The 18728-nt window shown below is 74.8% G+C and carries 13 protein-coding genes; 3 read left to right on the forward strand and 10 right to left on the reverse strand.

Annotated elements, in window-relative coordinates; all coding sequences use genetic code 11:
* Positions 1 to 3: 3 nt before the first annotated feature.
* Entirely contained in the window at positions 4 to 777 is a 774-nt protein-coding gene (locus tag ABTZ99_RS25255) for a GntR family transcriptional regulator (RefSeq protein WP_498786415.1), read from the forward strand.
* On the opposite strand, the gene ABTZ99_RS25260 is transcribed toward ABTZ99_RS25255, so the two are convergent.
* The 7 genes from ABTZ99_RS25260 to ABTZ99_RS25290 all read right to left on the reverse strand — a co-directional run bounded on the left by ABTZ99_RS25260 (position 725) and on the right by ABTZ99_RS25290 (position 15072).
* Entirely contained in the window at positions 725 to 1876 is a 1152-nt protein-coding gene (locus ABTZ99_RS25260; RefSeq protein ID WP_499614498.1) for a Cmx/CmrA family chloramphenicol efflux MFS transporter, read from the reverse strand. The two genes, ABTZ99_RS25255 and ABTZ99_RS25260, sit on opposite strands and share 53 nt — an antisense overlap.
* Positions 1877 to 2041: 165 nt before the next feature.
* Positions 2042 to 2866 carry an AAC(3) family N-acetyltransferase gene (locus ABTZ99_RS25265; protein ID WP_499614500.1) on the reverse strand — a complete coding sequence of 275 codons (825 nt, stop codon included), beginning with the start codon at positions 2864 to 2866 and terminating at the stop codon, positions 2042 to 2044.
* A 37-nt stretch (positions 2867 to 2903) separates the two neighbouring features.
* A complete protein-coding gene (locus ABTZ99_RS25270; protein WP_499614503.1) occupies positions 2904 to 4652 on the reverse strand; it encodes a hypothetical protein in 1749 nt (582 codons plus the stop codon).
* A complete protein-coding gene (locus ABTZ99_RS25275; RefSeq protein ID WP_499614505.1) occupies positions 4649 to 8254 on the reverse strand; it encodes a DUF5682 family protein in 3606 nt (1201 codons plus the stop codon). Before ABTZ99_RS25275 ends, ABTZ99_RS25270 begins: the two co-directional genes overlap by 4 nt.
* A complete protein-coding gene (locus tag ABTZ99_RS25280) occupies positions 8235 to 9380 on the reverse strand; it encodes an ATP-binding protein (protein ID WP_498786424.1) in 1146 nt (381 codons plus the stop codon). Before ABTZ99_RS25280 ends, ABTZ99_RS25275 begins: the two co-directional genes overlap by 20 nt.
* A complete protein-coding gene (locus tag ABTZ99_RS25285) occupies positions 9377 to 14194 on the reverse strand; it encodes a hypothetical protein (protein ID WP_499614508.1) in 4818 nt (1605 codons plus the stop codon). The genes ABTZ99_RS25280 and ABTZ99_RS25285 overlap by 4 nt, the downstream gene beginning before the upstream one ends.
* Positions 14191 to 15072, reverse strand: coding sequence for a DUF4132 domain-containing protein (locus tag ABTZ99_RS25290; RefSeq protein ID WP_499614511.1), 882 nt, complete (start codon positions 15070 to 15072; stop codon positions 14191 to 14193). Before ABTZ99_RS25290 ends, ABTZ99_RS25285 begins: the two co-directional genes overlap by 4 nt.
* A 190-nt stretch (positions 15073 to 15262) precedes the next feature.
* Between ABTZ99_RS25290 and ABTZ99_RS25295 the strand changes: the two genes are divergently transcribed.
* Positions 15263 to 15424: a hypothetical protein gene (locus tag ABTZ99_RS25295; protein WP_498786430.1), complete on the forward strand. Its 162-nt coding sequence runs from the start codon at positions 15263 to 15265 to the stop codon at positions 15422 to 15424.
* Positions 15425 to 15507: 83 nt separating this feature from the next.
* Here the strand turns inward: ABTZ99_RS25295 and ABTZ99_RS25300 are convergent, their stop codons facing one another.
* Positions 15508 to 16710 carry a putative glycoside hydrolase family 15 protein gene (locus tag ABTZ99_RS25300; RefSeq protein WP_499614513.1) on the reverse strand — a complete coding sequence of 401 codons (1203 nt, stop codon included), beginning with the start codon at positions 16708 to 16710 and terminating at the stop codon, positions 15508 to 15510.
* 378 nt (positions 16711 to 17088) lie between these two features.
* Entirely contained in the window at positions 17089 to 17238 is a 150-nt protein-coding gene (locus ABTZ99_RS25305; protein ID WP_498786172.1) for a hypothetical protein, read from the reverse strand.
* A 165-nt stretch (positions 17239 to 17403) separates the two neighbouring features.
* Between ABTZ99_RS25305 and ABTZ99_RS25310 the strand changes: the two genes are divergently transcribed.
* Positions 17404 to 17883, forward strand: a complete 480-nt coding sequence (locus ABTZ99_RS25310; protein WP_499614516.1) for a macro domain-containing protein — start codon at positions 17404 to 17406, stop codon at positions 17881 to 17883.
* Between the two features lie 8 nt (positions 17884 to 17891).
* On the opposite strand, the gene ABTZ99_RS25315 is transcribed toward ABTZ99_RS25310, so the two are convergent.
* Positions 17892 to 18674, reverse strand: a complete 783-nt coding sequence (locus ABTZ99_RS25315) for an SDR family NAD(P)-dependent oxidoreductase (protein ID WP_499614519.1) — start codon at positions 18672 to 18674, stop codon at positions 17892 to 17894.
* Positions 18675 to 18728: the final 54 nt, after the last annotated feature.

Here is an 18728-nt window from a genome sequence, read left to right on the forward strand (position 1 = left end):
CCGGTGGACGACGGGCGGCGCACGGGCCGCGAGTACGGCACGCGCGTGCCCAAGTACCTGGCGATCTACCGGGTGCTGGCCGACCGGATCGCGGACGGGCGGTACCCGGCGGACGCGCCGCTGCCCGCGCAACGGGAGTTGGGCGAGGAGTTCGACGTCTCGTTGATGACGGTGCGGCAGGCCATCCAGGCGTTGGAGGCGGACGGGCTGCTGGAGACGCGGCACGGTGTCGGCACGTTCGTGCGGCGGCCCGCGTTCGCCTACGGCCTCACCGGGTTGCGGAGCCTGGCGCAGGACCTCGTCGACCAGGGCATCGAGCTGGAGACCGAGGTGCTGGACGCCCGGCTCGTCGTGCCACCCGGTGACGTGGGCGCGCGGTTGGGCGTCGAGGAGGGTCGGGTGCTGGCGGTCGAGAGGCTGCGCAGCACCCGACCCTCCCCCGGCGTGTCCGTCCCGCTGTTGCTCCAGACGTCCTACCTGCCGGCCGGGTCCGTCGACGTGGAGACCCTGCGCCACCAGTCGCTGTACCGGCTCCTCGAGGAGTCGGGGCGGCCGGTGCGGCAGGCCAGCGAGACGATCCAGGCGGTGGCGCTGACGGCCGAGCAGGCCCGGGTGCTCCGGCGCGAGCCCGGTTCGCCGGCCCTGTTGAGCAGCCGGCTCAGCCGGGGCGAGGACGGCACGCCGTTGGTGGACGACCGCGCGTTGCTCGTCGGCGACACCGTGATCACCGCGGAACGCGCGGCGGGCGGGACGAACCTCGCCTACGGACACCGATGACGACGATGGCGCCGGCGGCCAGGACCGCGCTGACCCACGGCGCGGCGCGGTAGTCGGCGGCGGTCCGGGTCGCGACGGCGGCCGACAGCGGACCCAGGAACGCGCCGACGTTCAACGCGACGGTGGCGAACGCTCCGCTGAGCGAGGGCGCGTCGGACGCGATCCGCATCACGCGCCCGACCAGCGCCGATCCGACGCCGAACGACAACGCGCCCTGCACCACCGCCAAGGCGTGCAGCGCCGCCGGGTGGGCGCCGGTCACGGCCAGCGCCGCCCACCCGACCGGCAGGGCGCACAACGCCGGCCAGAGCCGCACGTCACCGAGCCGGCCGGCCACCGTCACCCCGGTGAACGCGCCGACGCCGAACGCCGCCAGCAGCACGGGGACCGCGCCGGCAGGCAGGCCGGCGACGTCGGTGGCGATGACGGCGAGGTACGCGAAGGTCGCGAACGTGGCCCCGTTGACGAGCACCGCGAGCACCAGTGCGCGCTGCAACCGCCGTGACCTCAACGCCCCGGCTTCCTCCCGCACCGACACGTCACGACGATCGGCCGCATCGGCGGGCGCGGACCGGAACACGAACGCCAACGCGGGCAGGCACAGCGCGGCGACCGCCCAGAACGCCGAGCGCCACCCGGCCCAGTCGCCCAGCAGGGCGCCCGCCGGCACGCCCGCCACGCACGACAACGTGATGCCCGACAACAGGACGGCGGTCGCCCGGCCGTGCTCGGTCGGGCGCACGAGCGCGGTCGCGACGGACATCGCGACGGCGAGGAACCCGGCGTTCACGATCGCGGCGACGATCCGGGTTCCGAAGAGGACGGCGAAGTCCGTCGTGACCGCGCCGAGCACGTGCACGACGACGAACGCGGCCAGGAAACCCGCCAACGCGCGACGACGTGGCCACCGCGCGCTCAGCGCGGCCATCACCGGCGCGCCGATGATCATCCCGATGGCGTAGGCGGAGGTGAGGCTCGCCGCCGCGCCCACCGGGACGGACAGGTCGGCGGCGATGCCCGGGACGAGGCCGGACAGCATGAATTCCGAGGTGCCTTGCGCGAACACGGCAAGGCCGAGGACGTAGACGAACACAGGCAAGGGGATCGACTCCGAGGTCGGCGTGCGCGGTCAGGTGCGTGCGCGTGCCGACCGCCGACGGGCGATCGCGATCAGGACCGGTCGTTCACCGGTCGGACGGCTCGCCGCCGGCGATCGGCGGCTCCGCTCTGTCCGACTCGGGGCTGGTCACCCCGAGCACACTAGTCACGGCGCCGCCGCGTCCTCAACGTCATTTCGCCCACGGCGCGCGGCCAGCCAGACCTCGGCGTGAGCGACGGCGTCCGCCAGCGGGAACAGCCTGGTGACGGCGCCGCCCACCCGGCCGAGCCCGACCGGGTGGGCGGCGGCGAAGGCCGCGCCCAGCTCCGCGAAGTCGCCGTCGTCGAGGACGACGTCGCGCACGGTCGTCCAGGAGCGGCCGTGCGGGGTGCTGATCGCGAACGAGTTGTCGGCCTCCGGCGGTGTCGGCAGCCGGTACTCGGCCAGGTGGAAGGCCGTGCAGGAGTCGAAGCCGACGCCCAGGAGCAGGACCCGCGCGTCCATCGCCTCCAACCGCGCGAGCGGGCTGCGTTCGCCGAGCCGGCTGTCGAGGGCGTGCTCGGCCACGACCTCGGCCGCCCGGGCGCCGATGGCGGCGAACGAGGTCTGCGGGTGGGCGCTGCGGACCGCTCCCGGCCGGTTCCGCACGGCCTCGGGGATCACGCCGACGCCCGTCGAGGGTGTCGTGCGCGGGTCGTAGGGCGGCATCGACGCCCGGATCTCGGGCCACCACGACTCGGGCACGGGCGGGTTCCGCCAGCCGGCCGGGTCGGAGTTGTCGGCGGACTGCGCGGGCGTCACCAGCGTCCCGGCCTCGCCGAGCACGTCGAGCAGCGCCGACACCACGGTGGTGCCACCGCCGCAGACCCAGCCGAGGGAACTCAGCGAGGAGTGCACGAGGACGGTGCCACCCCGGCGCAGGCCGGCCGCCCGGAGCTGGGTGCCGATCGACTCCCGCGTGCACAGCGGGCCGGTGGATGGCTTCGACATCGCCGCAGGATAAGGATGATCGACTGGTCAGGTCACCTCATTTCGACCCCACCTCGGTCAGCCAGGCGCGCCGGGCGGCGGCCCGGGTGAACTCGCGGACGTGCAGGCCGGCGCGCAGCCAGGCCATCGGGAAGTCGTCGCCCTCGTCGCGGACCACCCGGCCGAACGCGTCCCGGCCGCGGTCGCGCGAGGCGTCGGCCAGGCCGGCCAGCAGATCGGCGGTGGTGGTGAGGCCGTTGCGGGTCAGGGCGGTCACCTCGCGCCCGGCCGAGGCGACGGCCGCCACGGCACGTCCACCGAGCGCGATGCGGTGCAGCACGTTCTCCAGCGGGCGCGCGGGACGCGGCACGCGTTCGGCGGGCTCCGGCCGTGCCGGGAGTTCGCGGGTGCCGTCGCCGGCGACGTGGGAGCGCTGGAGCCGGTCCAGGCCGAGGTCGACGTGGTGGCGCAGGTCCGCGGGCAGGTCGAGGTCCCCGGTGACGGCCAACGCGACGGCCGTGCCGGGGCGGTCGGGCAGCAGGCGTGCCACGGCGCGGAGCCGGAGGCCGGGCGCGTTCGCGAGGACCCGCAGGTTCTCGCGCGCCCGGTCGCCGTCTCCGACGAGGTCGACGTGGGCCTCGTCGGTGCCAAGCCGCAGCGCGTCGCCGGCCGCGCCGAGCACGGTTCCGGCCACGAACAGCAGGTCCGCGCCGGCCGGTCGGTGGGACTCGGGTCTGGCGTGGGCCTGGAACGCGCGGGTCACCTGGTCCGGCAGCGGTTGCGCCCACAGGCCGGCCAACGGCGGCTCGTCCCAGGACGCGGCGGACGCGGCCACCGCGCGGACGGCCTTGCCCGCGCCGAGCCGGTGGTCGGCCGACGCCGTGCCGCCGGAGAGCAGCAGGCCCGCACGGCCCAGTTGGCGCTGGCTGAGGCCGGACTCGCCGATCGCCACCGGTCCGCTCGCGGCGGCGGCGACCCGTTCCGCGCCGCCCGGCATGATCGCCGGCACGGTCCACAGCACGCCGCCGTCGTCCACCAGGTGCGTGACCACCCCGGCGTAGCCGGACGCGGCGACGACCACCTCGGTGCACAGGCCGTACAGGCGCAGGGAGCCGATCGGGCGGTACTCGCGCCGGGCGGTGCCGCGCAGCTCGGCCGCGTGGCCGGTGCCCGTGCGCAGGTCGTGGCAGAGCAGCATCAGCTCGACCAGTTCGGCGGTCAGCGCCTCGCGGTCGAACGACGAGTCGCCGGCGCGTGCGGCGGCCAGCGCGGAGGCGATGCGCAGGCCGTTCGCGGCGGCGCGGTGCAGGCCCGCGACGCGGGCGACGTGGACGGCGCGCAGCAGTTCGGCGCGGACCACGGCACCGCTGCCCGTGGCCCCGGCGCGGAGCACCGTCCCGCACGCCGCCCAGAGCGCGCTCGCCGCCGCACGTTCGTCGTCGGACGTCGTGTCGGGAACGGGCTCGTCGGGGACCTCGGCCGGCACCTGGACGCCTTCCGCGACCTCGGCCGGCTCGTCGACGCCCGCGGCGACCTCGGCCGCGGCCACGGCGACGCCCCGGTGCAGGCACTTCGGCGCGAGCAGGCAGCTGCACACCAGGTCGTCGGCCGTCGTGAGGACGCCTTGGCGCAACGTCCAGGTGAGCGCGGTCTCGGCGTCCAGCTCGGCACGGGCCGTGTCGGCGTCCGCGGTCACCGTCCACTCGGCCACGCGCCCGAGCGACGCGTCGACCCGCTTGCGCAGGCGGGGCGGCAGGGCGTCGAGCACGTCGGCCACCACCGCCGGGAACACCGGGGGCACGCTCATCCGCGCACCTTCTCCCCCACCCAGCGGGCCAGCTCACGCGGGCTGAGCGCGGCGACCGGCATGCCCGCCGCGACCAGCGCGCCCGCCACCGACGTGGAGTAGCGGGCGACGCCGCGGTCGTCGAGGCTCGCGCAGCCGAGCACCGTCACCCCCGAGGTGACCAGCTCCCGGACCTGCGCGACGAGCGGCCCGACCGGACCGCCCTCCTCGAAATCGCTGACCAGTACCACCATCGTCCTCTCCGGCACGGTCACGAGGGAACGGGCGTGGCGCAACGCGCCCGCGATGTGCGTGCCGCCGCCCACCCGCACCTCCAGCAGCAACGACAACGGGTCGGCCACCCGGTCGGTCAGGTCGACGACCTCGGTTGAGAACGCCAGGAAGTGCGTCGACAGCGCGGACACCCCGGCGAAGACGGAGGCGGTCAGCGCCGACCACACCGTGGAGGCCTCCATCGAGCCGGACACGTCCACCACCAGCACCAGCCGCCAGTCGTTCGCCTTGCGCCCGCGGGTGCGGAACACCGGGTGTTCCGGCACGACCACCACGCGGCCGTCGGCCCCGCGGCGCGCGGTCGCGAGGTTGGCGCGCAGGGTGCGCGGCAGGTCCAGCCGGCCGCCGGGCCGACGGGTCGGCGTCGGCAGCTGGATCCCGGTCAACGCGGGCCGCACGCGGTTGGCGAGTTGCTCGGTCAGCTCGCGCACGAGCCTTGCCACCAACGGCCGCAGCCGCGCCAGCGCCGACTCCGACAACCCGCCCGCCAACGACAGCACGTTGCGCAGCAGGTCGACCGACGGCCGCACGGAGCCGGGGTCGATCTCCAGCGCCGCTTCCAACCGCCCACCTTCCGCCGCCGCCGCCAGGACTTCTTCGCGGACGTGCTCGCCGAACAGGTCGCGCAACTCCTCCGACCACTCGCGCACGTCGGGGAACGGGCTGGCGCGGTCGGCGCCGAGTTCGCCGCGCGCCGCCCCCTCGCCCCGGTCACGCCCGTACAGCTCGTCCAACGCGGCCGCGTACCTGCCCGCACCCGCCGGCCGTTCGCCGTTCGACCCGAGCACCAACCGCCACCGGACCCCGGCGGGCAGCTCGCCGGCGTGGGACAGCTCAGCCGACGCCCCGCCGCTTGTCACTGCGGTCGCCGACACCCCGCCATTTGTCACTGCGGTCGCCAATTCACCGCCGGCCACCTTGCTCGCCGAAGCACCGCCGGACACCTCGGGGGTCGACTCAGCCAGGCCGGCCGCGCCGATCGGGGACCCGGGCGCACCGGCCGCACGGCCGCCACCACCCGCCGGCGTTCCAGTCCCGGCTGCCGAGTCGACCGCTCCGCCCGCCGAGGCGTGGGCCGGTCGACCCCGGTCGGGCAGCAAACCGTGCGCCCGCAAGGCGTCCACGGCCGCGTGCTCGGCGTCCAACCACACCGCCAGCAGTTCCGGATCAGGCGCGCCGACCGCGTCGACCCGTTCACCGGTCCGCTCCTCCACCACCGCCAGCACCCGGGCCCGCGCGGCCGGCCCGACCGACGTGAACGCCCCTCGCAGGGCGGGCAGCCGGTCGAGGAAGTCCCGGTCCCCCAACCCCTCCACCCGGTCCAGCAACGGCGACAGCGCGTCCGGCGTCTCCAACAACGGCCCGGCCGCCGCGAGCACCCCGGTGAGCCCCAGCCGCAGCACACCCCTGCGCTCCGGCGTGCTCGCACCGTCCACCCAGGACGCGACCCGCTCACCCAACACCGACGCGGGCACCAGACCGAGCAGGACCCGGGCCGCACCGGCCGCACCGGCGATCAGCGGCGTCGCCGAGTCGGCCAACGCCCGCAGGCACGCTTCGAGCCGCAGCCCGTGCACCCCCGGCCGCTGACCCAGCTCCACCAACGCCCGCGCGTCGGCGACGTCCTCCGACCCGGCGAGCCCTTCGAGCTGGGCCACGGCCGCCGTCTCCAGTTCCAGCGCCAGCAACGGGTGCGCGTCCAGGACGTCGCCGGGCGTCCCGGGCACGTGACCGGCGCGCAACCGGTCGAGCAGGTCCAGCCCCGCCAACAGCTCCCGCAACGTCGCCGACGACGGCAGCACGGTCGCCGCGTCGGCCAGCAGGGTGTCGACCATCCCGGGCAACCCGCACAGCGCCGCGTCGAGGAGGTCGCCCAACACGGCGGCAGGTGTGTGCCCGCCGCGTTGTTCGCGTTCGGCGCGACGGGCCCGCAACCGCCCGAACGCGGCCAACTCCAACGTCGCGCCCCACAACCCGGCCACCGGCAACGTCGCCGCGGTCGCCGGGGTCCACGCCACCGTCCACCGGGTGGTCAGGGCTTCACCGCCGCCGACGCCGGTGGTCTCGGTCTCCTCGCCGTAGGTCACGCCGAGCACGGCCAGCCGCCGCAACGCCACCTCGCGCCGCGCGTCCAGGTCCGACCTCAACGGGTCCAGCCGCAACGACACCGCCTCGCGCGAGTCCGGACCGGGCAGCCGCAGCGACGCGACCAGCGCCTCCACGGCCGGCGCCAGACCCGACCGGGGCGTGCCGGGCGCGAGCACCCCGGTCCGGTGCCCCACCAGCACGTCACCGGCGGCCCGGGCCACGACCCGTCCCCGCCCCAGCGGCTCGGCGTGGGTCAGCACGGTCTGCACCGCCTCCACCAGCTCACCGCGACCGGGCGCGGGCAGGCCGCGCAGCCGGGCCAGGTCGACCGCCAGCCGCAACGCCTCGCGCGCCTCGGCGGGACCGGCCGGGTGGCCGAGCTCCCGCACCCGCGCGCAGATCCGCACGATCAGCGACGCGGCGGCGGCCTCCACCGCCTCCGGATCACCCGCCGCCTCCAGCACGGCCTGCTGCCACTCGGGATCGCGAATGCCCGCGGGGTAGCCCGAACGCTCGTCCAGCAACGCGAACCCGTACGGCACCAACGACGTGACCACGTCGCCGGCGACCGGGACCGAGGTGTCCACCGGCCCGTCCAGCAACGCCGCCGCGTGGAACGACCCGATCACCGCCGCGCACCGCCGTCCGTCCACGCCTTGCACGGCCCGCCGCATCCACGCCTCCCGGCGCAGGTCGTACGGGTCCACGCCGGTGGCCGCCGCGTCCTCGCGCAACGCCCAGCCGACCAGCAACGCCGCCCGCCGCACCGCCTCCGGCGTCTGGCCGGGCGCGGCGGCCTCCACCAGCCGGTCCCACAGGTCGTCGCCGTCACGGCCGGTCGTCGCACCGCGCAACGCATCGGTCAGCGGCGACGGGCCACGCTCCTGCGGCCGGTGCCCGTCACCGCGCAGCGCGAGCGGCAGGTCGCACGGCCGGACCTCCACGCCGTTGCGGTGCGCCCAGCGGATCGCGGCCAGCTCCGGGGAGAAGTCCGCGAACGGGTAGAACGCCAGGCCGCCGTCCGGCGAGGCGCCGGACAGCGCGACCGGCGCGACGAGGTCGGGATCGGCCAGGTGCGGCAGCCACTCCCCCAGCTCCTCCGGCAGTTCGACCAGCAGCACCTCGGGCGCGAACGCCTCCAGCAGGGCGGGCACCACCGCCGCCAACGCGGGCGAGTGGTGCCGCACCCCGATCAGGTAAGGGTGCCGGTGGTCGGCCAGCTCACGCATCGAGGACGTCACGGAGCTCCCACAGCCGTCGCCACGTGCGCGCGCCGGACTCGGCCCGCCGCCGCACCGCGCCGTCCCAGTAGCCGAGCAGCCGGGCCGCGTCGCTCGGGTCGTCCTTGCGGACCACACCGAGCAGGTGGCCGGGCAGCAACGACAGCGGATCGCGGTCGCCGGGGAAGTACGCGCCGGCCAGCCCCAACGACGTGGCGACCGACACCGCCTCCGCCGTGCTCATCACCGTGGACGGCCGCTCGACCGCCCAACCCTCCTCCGACACGCCGTTGCGCAGGTCGCGGAACGCGGTGACCAGCACCTCCAGCACCACGTCGTCCACGGCGAACGGCGCGCTCACCCGTTCCAGCGCGGCCGTGGCCTGACGGCGCACCAGCGCCGTCTCGGCCGAGAGGTCGCCGATGGGCCCGACGTTCTCGAAGTTGAACCGCCGCTTCAACGCCGCCGACATCTCCGACACGCCGCGGTCGCGGAGGTTCGCCGTGGCGATCACCGTGAAGCCGGGCGCGGCGTGCACGGTCGCGCCGTCCGTGCCGGACAGCTCGGGCACCGCGATGCGCCGGTCGGACAGGATCGACACCAGCGCGTCCTGCACCTCCGGCAGGCACCGGGTGACTTCTTCGACGCGCACCACGCCACCGCCGCGCATCGCGGCGAGCACCGGTGACGGCACCAGCGCGCGAGGGCTCGGCCCTTCGGCGAGCAGCAGCGCGTAGTTCCAGCCGTAGCGCAACTGGTCCTCGGTGGTGCCCGCGGTGCCCTGCACGACGAGCTGGCTGCTGCCGGACACGGCGGCGGCCAGCAGTTCGGACAGCATCGACTTGGCCGTGCCGGGTTCGCCGACCAGCAGCAGGCCGCGCTCGCCCGCCAGCGTCACCACGGCCCGTTCGACCAGCGCCCGTTCGCCGACGAACTTGGTGCCGATGACCAGCCGGTTCGGCACGCCGTCCACCGACACGCCCTTGGGCAGCGCCAGTGGGTCGCCGCTGCCCATCACGAACGTCACGACGGCGCGCGGGGTGAGCCGCCACCCCGGCGGACGGGGTCCGCTGTCGTAGGCCGCGAGGAACGCCAACTCCTCGCGGAAGGCGTCCTCGGCGGGTTCGACCTGCCTGGGTGCGGTCACCTGCGTCCTCCGGTCTTGAGCTCTTCGTAGGCGGGTGCGTCGCCGTCGAGCACCCGTTGCCAGGCGCGGGCGAACAGGTCGGCGACGGGTTCCAGCGGCACGATGACGCCGGGTTGACCCTGGGCGTACTCGAACATCGGGGTCTTCCACCGCTCCAGCGGCAGGTGCGGCGCGGCCAGGGCCAGCCACCCGCCGGGCAGGAACAGCGAACGCCCGGCCCTGGCCCGCTTCGCGGTGAGCACCAGGTCGGTCTCGGCGAGCGCGGCGCGCGCCTTGCGCAGCCGGGCGGGTTTCCAGCCGGTCCACCGGGCCACGTTCGCGTCGGTCGGGTCGGGCAGGGCGAGCAGTTGCAGGTACAGCGCCGCCGCGTCCTCGGTCAGCCCGAACCGCGTGGCGACCTCCGCCACCAGCGCGGGCACGGACACCATCGGGTCCTGGTGGTAGGCGGCCGGGTCGACGCCCTCGGGCGTCGGGACCGCGCACAGGGCGGTGAGCCGGTCGTCGGCCAGCCGGTCCAGCACCCGCAGCGCGTCCTGCCCGCCGGCCAGTTCCGCGACCGCGACGAACAGGTCCCGCTCGGCCGGTCCGACGAGACCGGGCCTGGCCGCGAGCCGGCAGTACTCCTCGCCCGCGGGTACCAGCTCCAGCCAGCCCTGGTACTGGTAGAGGCCCGCCTCGGTGGGCACGTCGACGCCGAGCAACGCGCACAGCCGGTCCAGCGAGACCCACCGGCCGAGGTCGATGGCGAAGCCCTGGTGCGCGACCCGCTGCCGGGCCAGCGCCAACGCCTCCGGCAGCCGGGCGCGCAGCGGCGAGCCGGCCGGGAGCCGGTGCGCCAGCCACGCCAGCACCTGCGGCACCGACCACAGCGCCGCGCGGTCGAACCCCTCCGGCCGGCGGGCCTCCAGCCCGTCACCGGTGAACGTCAGCTCGGCGTCCACGGTGAGCCACGTCGTGAGGTCCGGGTTGACCACGCCGGCCACGTACTCGCCGACGTCCCGCAGGTTCAGCAGCTTCGCCGCGTCGACGAGCACGTCGTCGGGCACCGGCGTCCGCCGCCCGTGCGCGGCGGTCCACACCTCGGCGACCGCGGCCACGTCCGGGCCGCTCGTCCACAGGGCGGCCGGGTCGGCGGGCACGGCGGCGGCGACCAGTTCGAGCCGCAGGCCGTCGTGCAGCCGGTGGAACCGGTCCTTGGCCACCTTCGCGGCGCCCGTGGACAGGTTGAGCAGGCGTCGCTCGGCGGTGGACAGGAAGTTCGCGTCCCACCGGCCGACGCCGGGCAGCCCGGCCAGCAGGTACGTCGCCTCGGCCGTGCCCAGGCCGGTGAGCTCCATCAGCGCGGGCACCGCCTCGGGGAACCACGGCGCGGGACCGCGCTCGGCGAGCACGTCGAGGAACCGGGCCACCCGCTCGGGCCCGAACGACGTGCGCACCTCCGCGGCCGACTCGACGTGCCAGTCCTTCGGCAGGTCGAACGCACCGGGCGTGCGGCTGAACTGCAGGCCGTCGAACCGGCTGCCCGGACCGTTGCGCCACTGGGTCTCGAACAGGGCGATGAACCCGTCGCGCACCGGCACGACCCGGTCCTTCACCGCGGCCTGGCCCTTGTCCACGACCACGCCGAGGGTCCGCCAGTGCCCGGCGCCGTCGGCCAGTCCGGCGTCCGCGACGCACCGCAGCACGAGCGCCAGCGCGGCCCGCTGGTCGTCCGGGGTGAGCGGTGACGCGGCGCGGTGCGCCAGCGCGGCCAGGTGCGGCAGGGCGTCGAACCAGCGGGCCGCGTTCGACACCGGCAGGGCGCGTGCCTCGGGCCGCGCGACCGCCTCGGCGAGCGCGGCGGTCAACGCGGGCAGCCCGGTCGGCACCAGGCCGCGCGAGTTGTAGGAGCGGTAGCCGCCGAACCAGTGGAGCGCGGCGTTGACCTCGTCCTCGGACACGACGGGCCCGGTGGGCGCGAGGACCGGGTCGACCGCGCGGGCCGCCTCGGCGATCTCGCCGTAGCGCCGGTAGGAGCGCTCCACCTCGGCCGCGCCGCGGACCAGGTCGACCACGCCGGAGATCAGCGCGGGGTGCGTGAGGCCGGGCAGCTCGGCGGCGACGACACCGGCGAGCCCGCCGCGTTCGCCCTCGACCAGTGCCGTCAGCCGCTCGCGGACCGTGCGCCTGTCCGGCCCTTCCTCGCGCGCGGCGGCGAGCATCCGGTCCACGGCTTCCCTGCTCACGCCGCGCAGCGCGGCGGAACCGGCCTCGTCGCGCGGCCGCAGCAGGTGCCACCAGTCCAACGGCGGCACGAACGGCGTGCCGGTCGCGTACACCGGGTGCTGCGCGGCTTCCGACACCGTCGCCAGCCTGACGCCCTCGGCGTCGAGCACCGCCATGGCCTGGTTGCCCGTCGCCAACGTGAGCTCCGCGCCGCCGGGCAACCGCAGGACGCCCTTCGGGCGGGCGCCGCCGACCACCCGGACGCGGCGGCCGTCCACGCCCTCGCCGACGTACGAACCGTCCGCCTCGCGGCGCACGCGCCACCCGTGCAGGCCGTCGGCCGCGCCGAGCGGGCTGCCCTCCGTCGCGGGGACGGCGGGCCTCAAGTCGCACTCGGCGAGTTCGAGCGACGTGCCGTCGGCGGCGAAGTCCTCGATGAACCGGGGCATGCTCGCCCGACCGCGCTGGCCGGTGGCCGGGTCGACCTCGAACCAGCGCCACCCGCGGTCGTAGTAGGAGCCGGTCCACAGGGTGGTGCCGTCGCCGTGCGCCTCCGACAGCGTCGACACGACCGTGTCGCCGGGGTGCGCGACCCGCCCACCGGCGAACCGGCCGCCGCCGGGCAGCGCGATGGACGCCCTGGCCGGGTCGTTGCGGTGGTAGCTCCGGCCCTCGCCCATCGCGAAGACGTGGTCCGGCGCGTCGCTCCAGTACGCCAGCTCGCCGTCCGGGCCCTGCCAGCGCACGAGCAGCACGCCGTCGAACCACGACGCGGCCGGCGCGAACCCCCAGCGGTGCCGGGCGTCGGCCGGGATGCGGGAGACGTGCTCGGCGAGCACGCCCTCCGGGCCGACCACGACGAAGGTCTCGCCGCGGCGCAGCACGAGCGCGGGCCACCCCTCGCCGCACACCACCACGCCGCTGTCCTTGGGCATCCCGGCCGCGGCCAGGCGCGCGACGGCCTCCTCCAGGGCGGGCCACCCCAGCTCGTCCAGCACGCCTCCGCGCAACGTCCGGTGCAGGGCGGCGGCCACGTCGGTCCCGGCGAGCGACTCGGCCGCCTCGGGCACGTCCACGTACGCCTCGGGCAGCCGCACGACGGCCAGCGTGTCGAGGTGGGCGCGGAGGTCGGGCAGGCCGGTGACGGCGACGCGCTCGACCCGCCCGCTGATCCACGCGGCCAGCGCGCTGCGCAGACCAGGCACCGCCATCGCGGCCGTGAGCACGTCCAGGGCGACGACGTCCGAGCGGACGTGCGATCGGGCGTGTGCGACGAGCCCGTGGCCGAGCGCGCCGCCGAACCGCTCGGACGCGGCCAGCGCGGCGAGGTCGCGGCGGCCGGGCTCGTCGTCGGCCAGCCACCCGGTGACGTCCAGCTGCACGTCGGTCTGGCTGCCGGGTGCGATCGGGACGTCGTGCGACACCAGCAGGTCCAGCACGTCGAGGTCGCCCTGGCGGTAGTACCGCAGCGCGCGGACCGGCACGCCGTCGGCCACGAGCCGGCCCGCCATCGCCTCGAGGAGCTCCAGCAGCTTCACCGACCGCCCGGTGGCGCGCCACCCCGACGAGCGGACCGCCAGGACCGACGACAGCCACTCGGCCGGATTCGCCTCGACCTCGTCCGGTCCGATCAGCGCGCGGGTCGCGCCGCAGGAGGTCAGGATGTCCAGCCACAGGTCGAGCACGGTCGCGGAGTCGGGCACGAACGACAGCAGCCGGCCGCGCACCTCCGCGTCGTCCGTGGCCAACGCCACCAGCGAGGCCCGGTAGGACTTCCAGAACGCGCCGCCCGCGCGGCTGATCGCGGAACCGTCCAGGATCGCGCGCAGCAGCCGCTGGTCCTCGGCGACGAGGTCGCGCTTGGCGGCCTTGGCCAGCCGCCGCAGGTCCTCCGGCATCCCCGTGTACGGCGGCAGGCCGCCCCGCGTGCGCTCCACGCACAGCGTGAAGAACAGCTCGTAGGCCGCGTCCGGGTCGTGCTTGCGGGCCAGGCCCTTGGCGTGCGCGGACAACGCCTTGGCGGTCAACGCGCCGGCGAACGCGAACTCCAGGAACACCTCGCGCGTGCGCTCGGGGTCGACCGCCAGGTCGTGCACCTCCTCCGCCTCGCGGGCCTTGCCGAACATGCTCGCCGCGTAGCTGGTGTTGCCGTGCTGGAGGAAGATCCGCCCGGCCTGCTCGTAGAACGTGGGCAGGAAGTGCGGCGCCGACCGGCCGAGCATGGCGCCCAGCGCGGTGAACCCGTCCTTCGCCGCGCCGGCGCGCGACTTGGCCGTGCGGGCCAGCCGTTCGACGTCCTTGACCAGGTTGAGCGCGTGGTGGCCGTTGGCCGGGTCGTGCACCAGGGCCCAGGCGGGGAAGCCGAGCGCGACGCGCTTGCCGGTGCCGACGTCGGCGACCCGGGCGGGCGCGTCGAACCCGAGGTACTCGCAGGTCAGGTCTTCGGCGCGGCCGAGGACGGCGGGCACCAGCCGCACCACGACGCGGCCGTCGAGGCCTTCGTGGGCGTAGTGGCGGGCGGTGATGGTGTCGCGGTCCTCGCCGACGTCGTCGGTGCCGGGCAGCACCGCGCCGGCCGAGATCAGGGCCTTCGGGCTCAGGGCGCTCACTGGGCCACCACCGCTTCCTCCACGACGCGACCGGCGTGGATCGCCGCCGCCATGCGCATCCCCTCGGACCACGCGACCGGTCCGACGTCGGCGAGCGGCAGGGTGGTTCCGTCCTCCAGCGCCCAGTGCAGCTCGCCGGTCCACGTCTCGCCCTCGGGGTAGTCCGAGCCGAGCCAGTAGCGGGCCTCCACGACCCGGCCGTCCTCGAACGCGGAGTAGACCGCGTCGCCGCCGCGCACCGGGTAGCCGAGCGTGCGGCACCGGCCCAGCGCGTGGTTGAGCTGCTCGAACCGGCCGCCGGAGAAGTCGTCGACCGACGTCTTGCCCGCCAACCCGGCCGGTCGGGCGTGCGTCTGCCGGAACAGCTGCTGCACCTGCTGCTCGACGCCGAGTTCCGCGCCGAACTCGCGCAGCTCCTCCAAGTCCTCCAGCAGCACCGGGTGCGGTATGCCCACCACCTCGGGCTTCAGCCGTCGCGTGTCGCCGTCGAGGGTGACCACGCCGAGCCCGCGCTCGGGGTCGGCGTCGCGCAGGAACCCGGTCTCCGTGCCGCTGCCGTCGTCGGCCGTGACCACGAGGTCGCGCAACGCCTCGGCCCACGCGGCGTCGGCCCAGACCTCGGCGATCAGCGCCGCCGGCACCGGCAGCGAGCGCACCATCCACCCGTCCACGGTGGACAGGCACTCGGCGCGGTGCCGGGACAGCCACTCGGCGAGCTGGCGCAGCTGGACGACCCTCGGGTCGTCCTTGAGCGAGGCGGGCACCGAGGACAGCAGCTTGCCCTTGCCGTTGCGGCACTGGACGCGTCCGTTCTCCCCCAGCCGCACCTGGTACCCGGACGCGTGCCCTTCTTCGGATTGGGCATCGAGCCAGCCCACGGTTCCTCCTGCGAGTCGTTCACGACGGTGTGGCGCGGAGGTTAGCGAGGGGGTCCGACAAAACGATCAGTTCGGTCGGTTCGTCGCCTCGTCGTGACCGGGAGCGGTGGCTGCACGAACGGGCGGCTTTACCTCAAGTCTTGCCCAAATCAGGTGCGAGTGTGACCGGCGTCTCCCTAACCTCTCCCTCATGAGACTGCTGCTGTGGATCGCGCTCACGTGCGCGCTGGCGGTCGAGGGGGCCATGGTCCTCCCGCTGCTGGCGGGCGTGGCGATCGTCGGTTGCGCCGAAGTGCGGCGCCGATCGCCACGCCCGCGCGCACGGGTCCGCCATGACCTTCTCGCCCGGTGACCCGAACGGTCGGGGTGACCCGGTGCGCCGGGGTGGCGCCCGCCGCTCGACCCGCCAGCTGACGGATCACCCCGCCGATCCGGTCAGCAGGCCTTGCGCAGGACGGCGCCGGACGTGCCGGCCAGCGAGACCTCGGTGACCGACGTGCCGCGTTCGGTGACGTGCCCGCCGTCCAGGGGCACCGTGACGGAGCGGCTGTCTGTGCTGTTGGCGTTGACCACGACCGTGCCGCACGTGAAGTCGCGGACGAAGACGTTCGTGCCGACGGACCGGTAGGCCCCGGACGGCGTGCCGAGGTCCCAGTCGTACTCGACGCGCCACGGCGAGGCGTCGCCGTAGCCGTCGGTCTGGTCGATGCTCGCGATCGCGGCCAGGTCGCCCGCGGCCATGAGGTAGCTGGCCAGGGCGAACCGGTACGCCCGGTCCGCGCCCTCGGTGTGGTGCGGCTGCACCCAGGTGATCTTGCCGCGGGCCTCGTTCGAGGCGATCTCGGCGACCTGCCTGCTCCACCCCTCGGGGTACTCCGAGAGCAGGTTGGTGTCGCCGAACGCCAGCCACCACTCGTCGAAACCGCCGTCGAGGTGCTCGGTGTAGGCGTCCCAGGCGCCCGCGTGCAGCCGGGCGTTGGACAGGTTCGCGACCGTCTTCAACCCGGCGGCGACGAAGTCGTCACGGGTGTTCGCCAACATCGACTTGTACGCGTCCTGCAACGCCGCGTCGGTCGGGTACTTCGCCGGGCACACGCCGTCGTGGTAGGCGTCGCAGGGGAACAACGCGTTGTCCATGAACACGCCGTCGAATCCGGACGCGGTGCTGCTATTGATCACATTCGTGGCCCACGCGTCTTGATAGGCGGTGTTGCCGACATCCATCTGCCAGTGGCCGGAATAGCCGCTGTACTCGAACCGGCGACCGCCCGGGTCGAGCAGGAACCACTCGGGGTGGTCCTTTTCCGCCTGGCAATACCCGACGCCCGTCGGCAACTGCGCGTCGTCCACCCCGTCACGGCACGCGTACGAGCGCGTCGACGACAAGTCCTTGTAGACGAACACCTGGACGGCCGGGTTCGCCGCCTTCAGCTTGGGGATCAGCGCGCCTTCCCAGGCGTTCAGCACGATGTAGGCGCGTCGGCGCGCCTCGGTGGCCAGCACCTCGTCGGAGACGGGCGTGGAGTTCATGTGCAGCCAGAAGGACTGCACGGTGCCACCTCCGCCCGCGACCGGCTGCTCGGCGGCGCTGGTCGGACCGGACGGCACGACCAGCGCCGCCGTCGCGACGCAGGCCACGATCGGTAGCAGTATGCGGGCTCGGCCGCGGCGCGCAAGCCGGTGTCGGACGCGTTCATGGCGATGGGGCAGGGACATGCCGGACTCCCCGGATTGCGGCAGGCGGCACCCCGATGTCGATCACGACAACAATGTCGGACACAACGGGGAATGGGGCGCGCCCGCCTCGTATCGGTAGCGCGAAGATCGCCTACCGGCCGGTAGGCGAATCGCGACCCGCAGTTAAACCGCTGCACATCGGGCAGGTCAAGTAACGGGCGTCACATCACGCGTGAAATAGTTCGTCTCCATTGGCCGCAACTATTTCGGTCAACTGGGAACGGATCATGGCGAACGCGTGCCCGGCACCACGGCCCAGCGCCACCGACGCCGCGACGGTCACCCGCCGAACGGGTTGGCGTCCCTGAGCAGGTCGACCAACGGCCCCAGCAGGTCGGCGACGACCTCGCGGACCGCGGGCACGAAGATGATCACGGCCACCAGCAGCGCCACGTACGGAGCGACACCGCCCCTGCGCTTCGACGCCATGCCCACCCCCGGATGCGTTGCCGCTCCCAGCATGGCACGGCCACCGGGAGCGACCGGCGGACACGCCTGAGAGCGGCCGGAGGGCCGCCTGGACGGGGGATGCGCCCGACGCCGGCGGGAAAAACCGTCGGGGCGTTGTCGGTGCGCCCGGATATCGTCCCGACCATGACGGGCATCCGCTACCTGACCGGCGACGCGACCAGCCCTCAGGCCAAAGGCCCCAAGATCATCGCCCACCTCTGCAACAACCGGGGCGGGTGGGGCAAGGGCTTCGTCCTGGCGATCTCCAAGCGCTGGCCGGAGCCGGAAGCCGCCTACCGCCGCTGGCACCGCGAGCGGGCGCACAACGACTTCGCGCTCGGCGCGACCCGGCTCGTCCAGGTCGCGCCCGACCTCTGGGTGGCGAACATGGTCGGCCAGCACGGCCTCAAGACCAGCCGCAGCTCCGGGCCTCCCATCCGGTACGACGCGGTCCGCCAGTGCCTGCGCGGGCTCGCCGCGCACGCCGCCCGCCTCACCGCCGGCGTCCACCTGCCCCGCATCGGCACCGGCCTGGCCGGCGGCCGCTGGGACCGCGTCGAACCACTCGTCGTCAGCGAACTCACCAGCCACGACATCCCGGTCACCGTCTACGACCGGACCTGACGACCCGGTCAGGCGCCCGCGCCGCCGTCGACCGGCACGATCGCGCCGGTCACCATGGACGCCCGGTCGCTGAGCAGCCACGCCGCCACCTCGGCGACCTCGCGGGGCTGCGCCATCCGCCCGAGCGGGATCGTCGGGGTGATGCGCTCGACCAGGCCGGGTGTCGCCGCCTCCCACTGGGCGATCATCTCCGTCGCGGTGCCGCCCGGTGTGATGCCGTTGACCCGGATGCCCTGACGGCCCCAGGTCACCGCCGCCGACTCGGTGATGCTGTTCAGCGCGCGCTTCATGGCGCCGTACGCGGGCAGCTCCGGGTTCGCGCGTCGACTGCCGATGCTCGACGTGTTGACGATCGCTCCGCCGCCGCCGCCGCCGCGGCGCATCAGCGCGGCCTCGGCCGTCATCGCGGTCCAGTGCGCCCGGAAGTTCACCGCGAACTGCTCCTCGACGTCCTCGTCGCTGGTCGTGTCGAGCGGACCGGGCCGCTGGATCGTCGCGCCGTTGTTGAACGCGCCGTCGAGCCGTCCGTGCAGCTCCTCGACGCGGTCGACGGCCGCGCGGATGCTCGCGCGATCGGCGAGGTCCATCGCCACGGCCTCGGCGACGCCGCCGTCCGCGCGGATCTCGGTGGCGATTCGCTCGAGGGCGTCGACGCCGCGCGCGGCCAGCACGACGGAGGCGCCCTCGTGGGCGAAGAGGCGGGCCGCGGCCTCCCCGATGCCGCGGCTGGCGCCGGTGATGAGCACGACCTTGCCGGTGAGCAGGCCGACGGGTGCGCTGTCGTTGGTCATGACACCAGCGTGCGGCCGGCTACCCGACCGGAGGCAGGGACGGGTTGTACCAGG

This window comes from Actinosynnema sp. NPDC002837 (genome assembly GCF_040295345.1).
Classification (GTDB): Bacteria; Actinomycetota; Actinomycetes; order Mycobacteriales; family Pseudonocardiaceae; genus Actinosynnema.

Coding starts and splice junctions, on each gene's coding strand:
- ABTZ99_RS25265 (WP_499614500.1), bottom strand. CDS start 2,866: ATGTCGAAGCCATCCACCGGCCCGCTGTGCACGCGGGAGTCGATCGGC.
- ABTZ99_RS25315 (WP_499614519.1), bottom strand. CDS start 18,674: ATGACCAACGACAGCGCACCCGTCGGCCTGCTCACCGGCAAGGTCGTG.
- ABTZ99_RS25305 (WP_498786172.1), bottom strand. CDS start 17,238: ATGGCGTCGAAGCGCAGGGGCGGTGTCGCTCCGTACGTGGCGCTGCTG.
- ABTZ99_RS25295 (WP_498786430.1), top strand. CDS start 15,263: ATGAGACTGCTGCTGTGGATCGCGCTCACGTGCGCGCTGGCGGTCGAG.
- ABTZ99_RS25310 (WP_499614516.1), top strand. CDS start 17,404: ATGACGGGCATCCGCTACCTGACCGGCGACGCGACCAGCCCTCAGGCC.
- ABTZ99_RS25270 (WP_499614503.1), bottom strand. CDS start 4,652: ATGAGCGTGCCCCCGGTGTTCCCGGCGGTGGTGGCCGACGTGCTCGAC.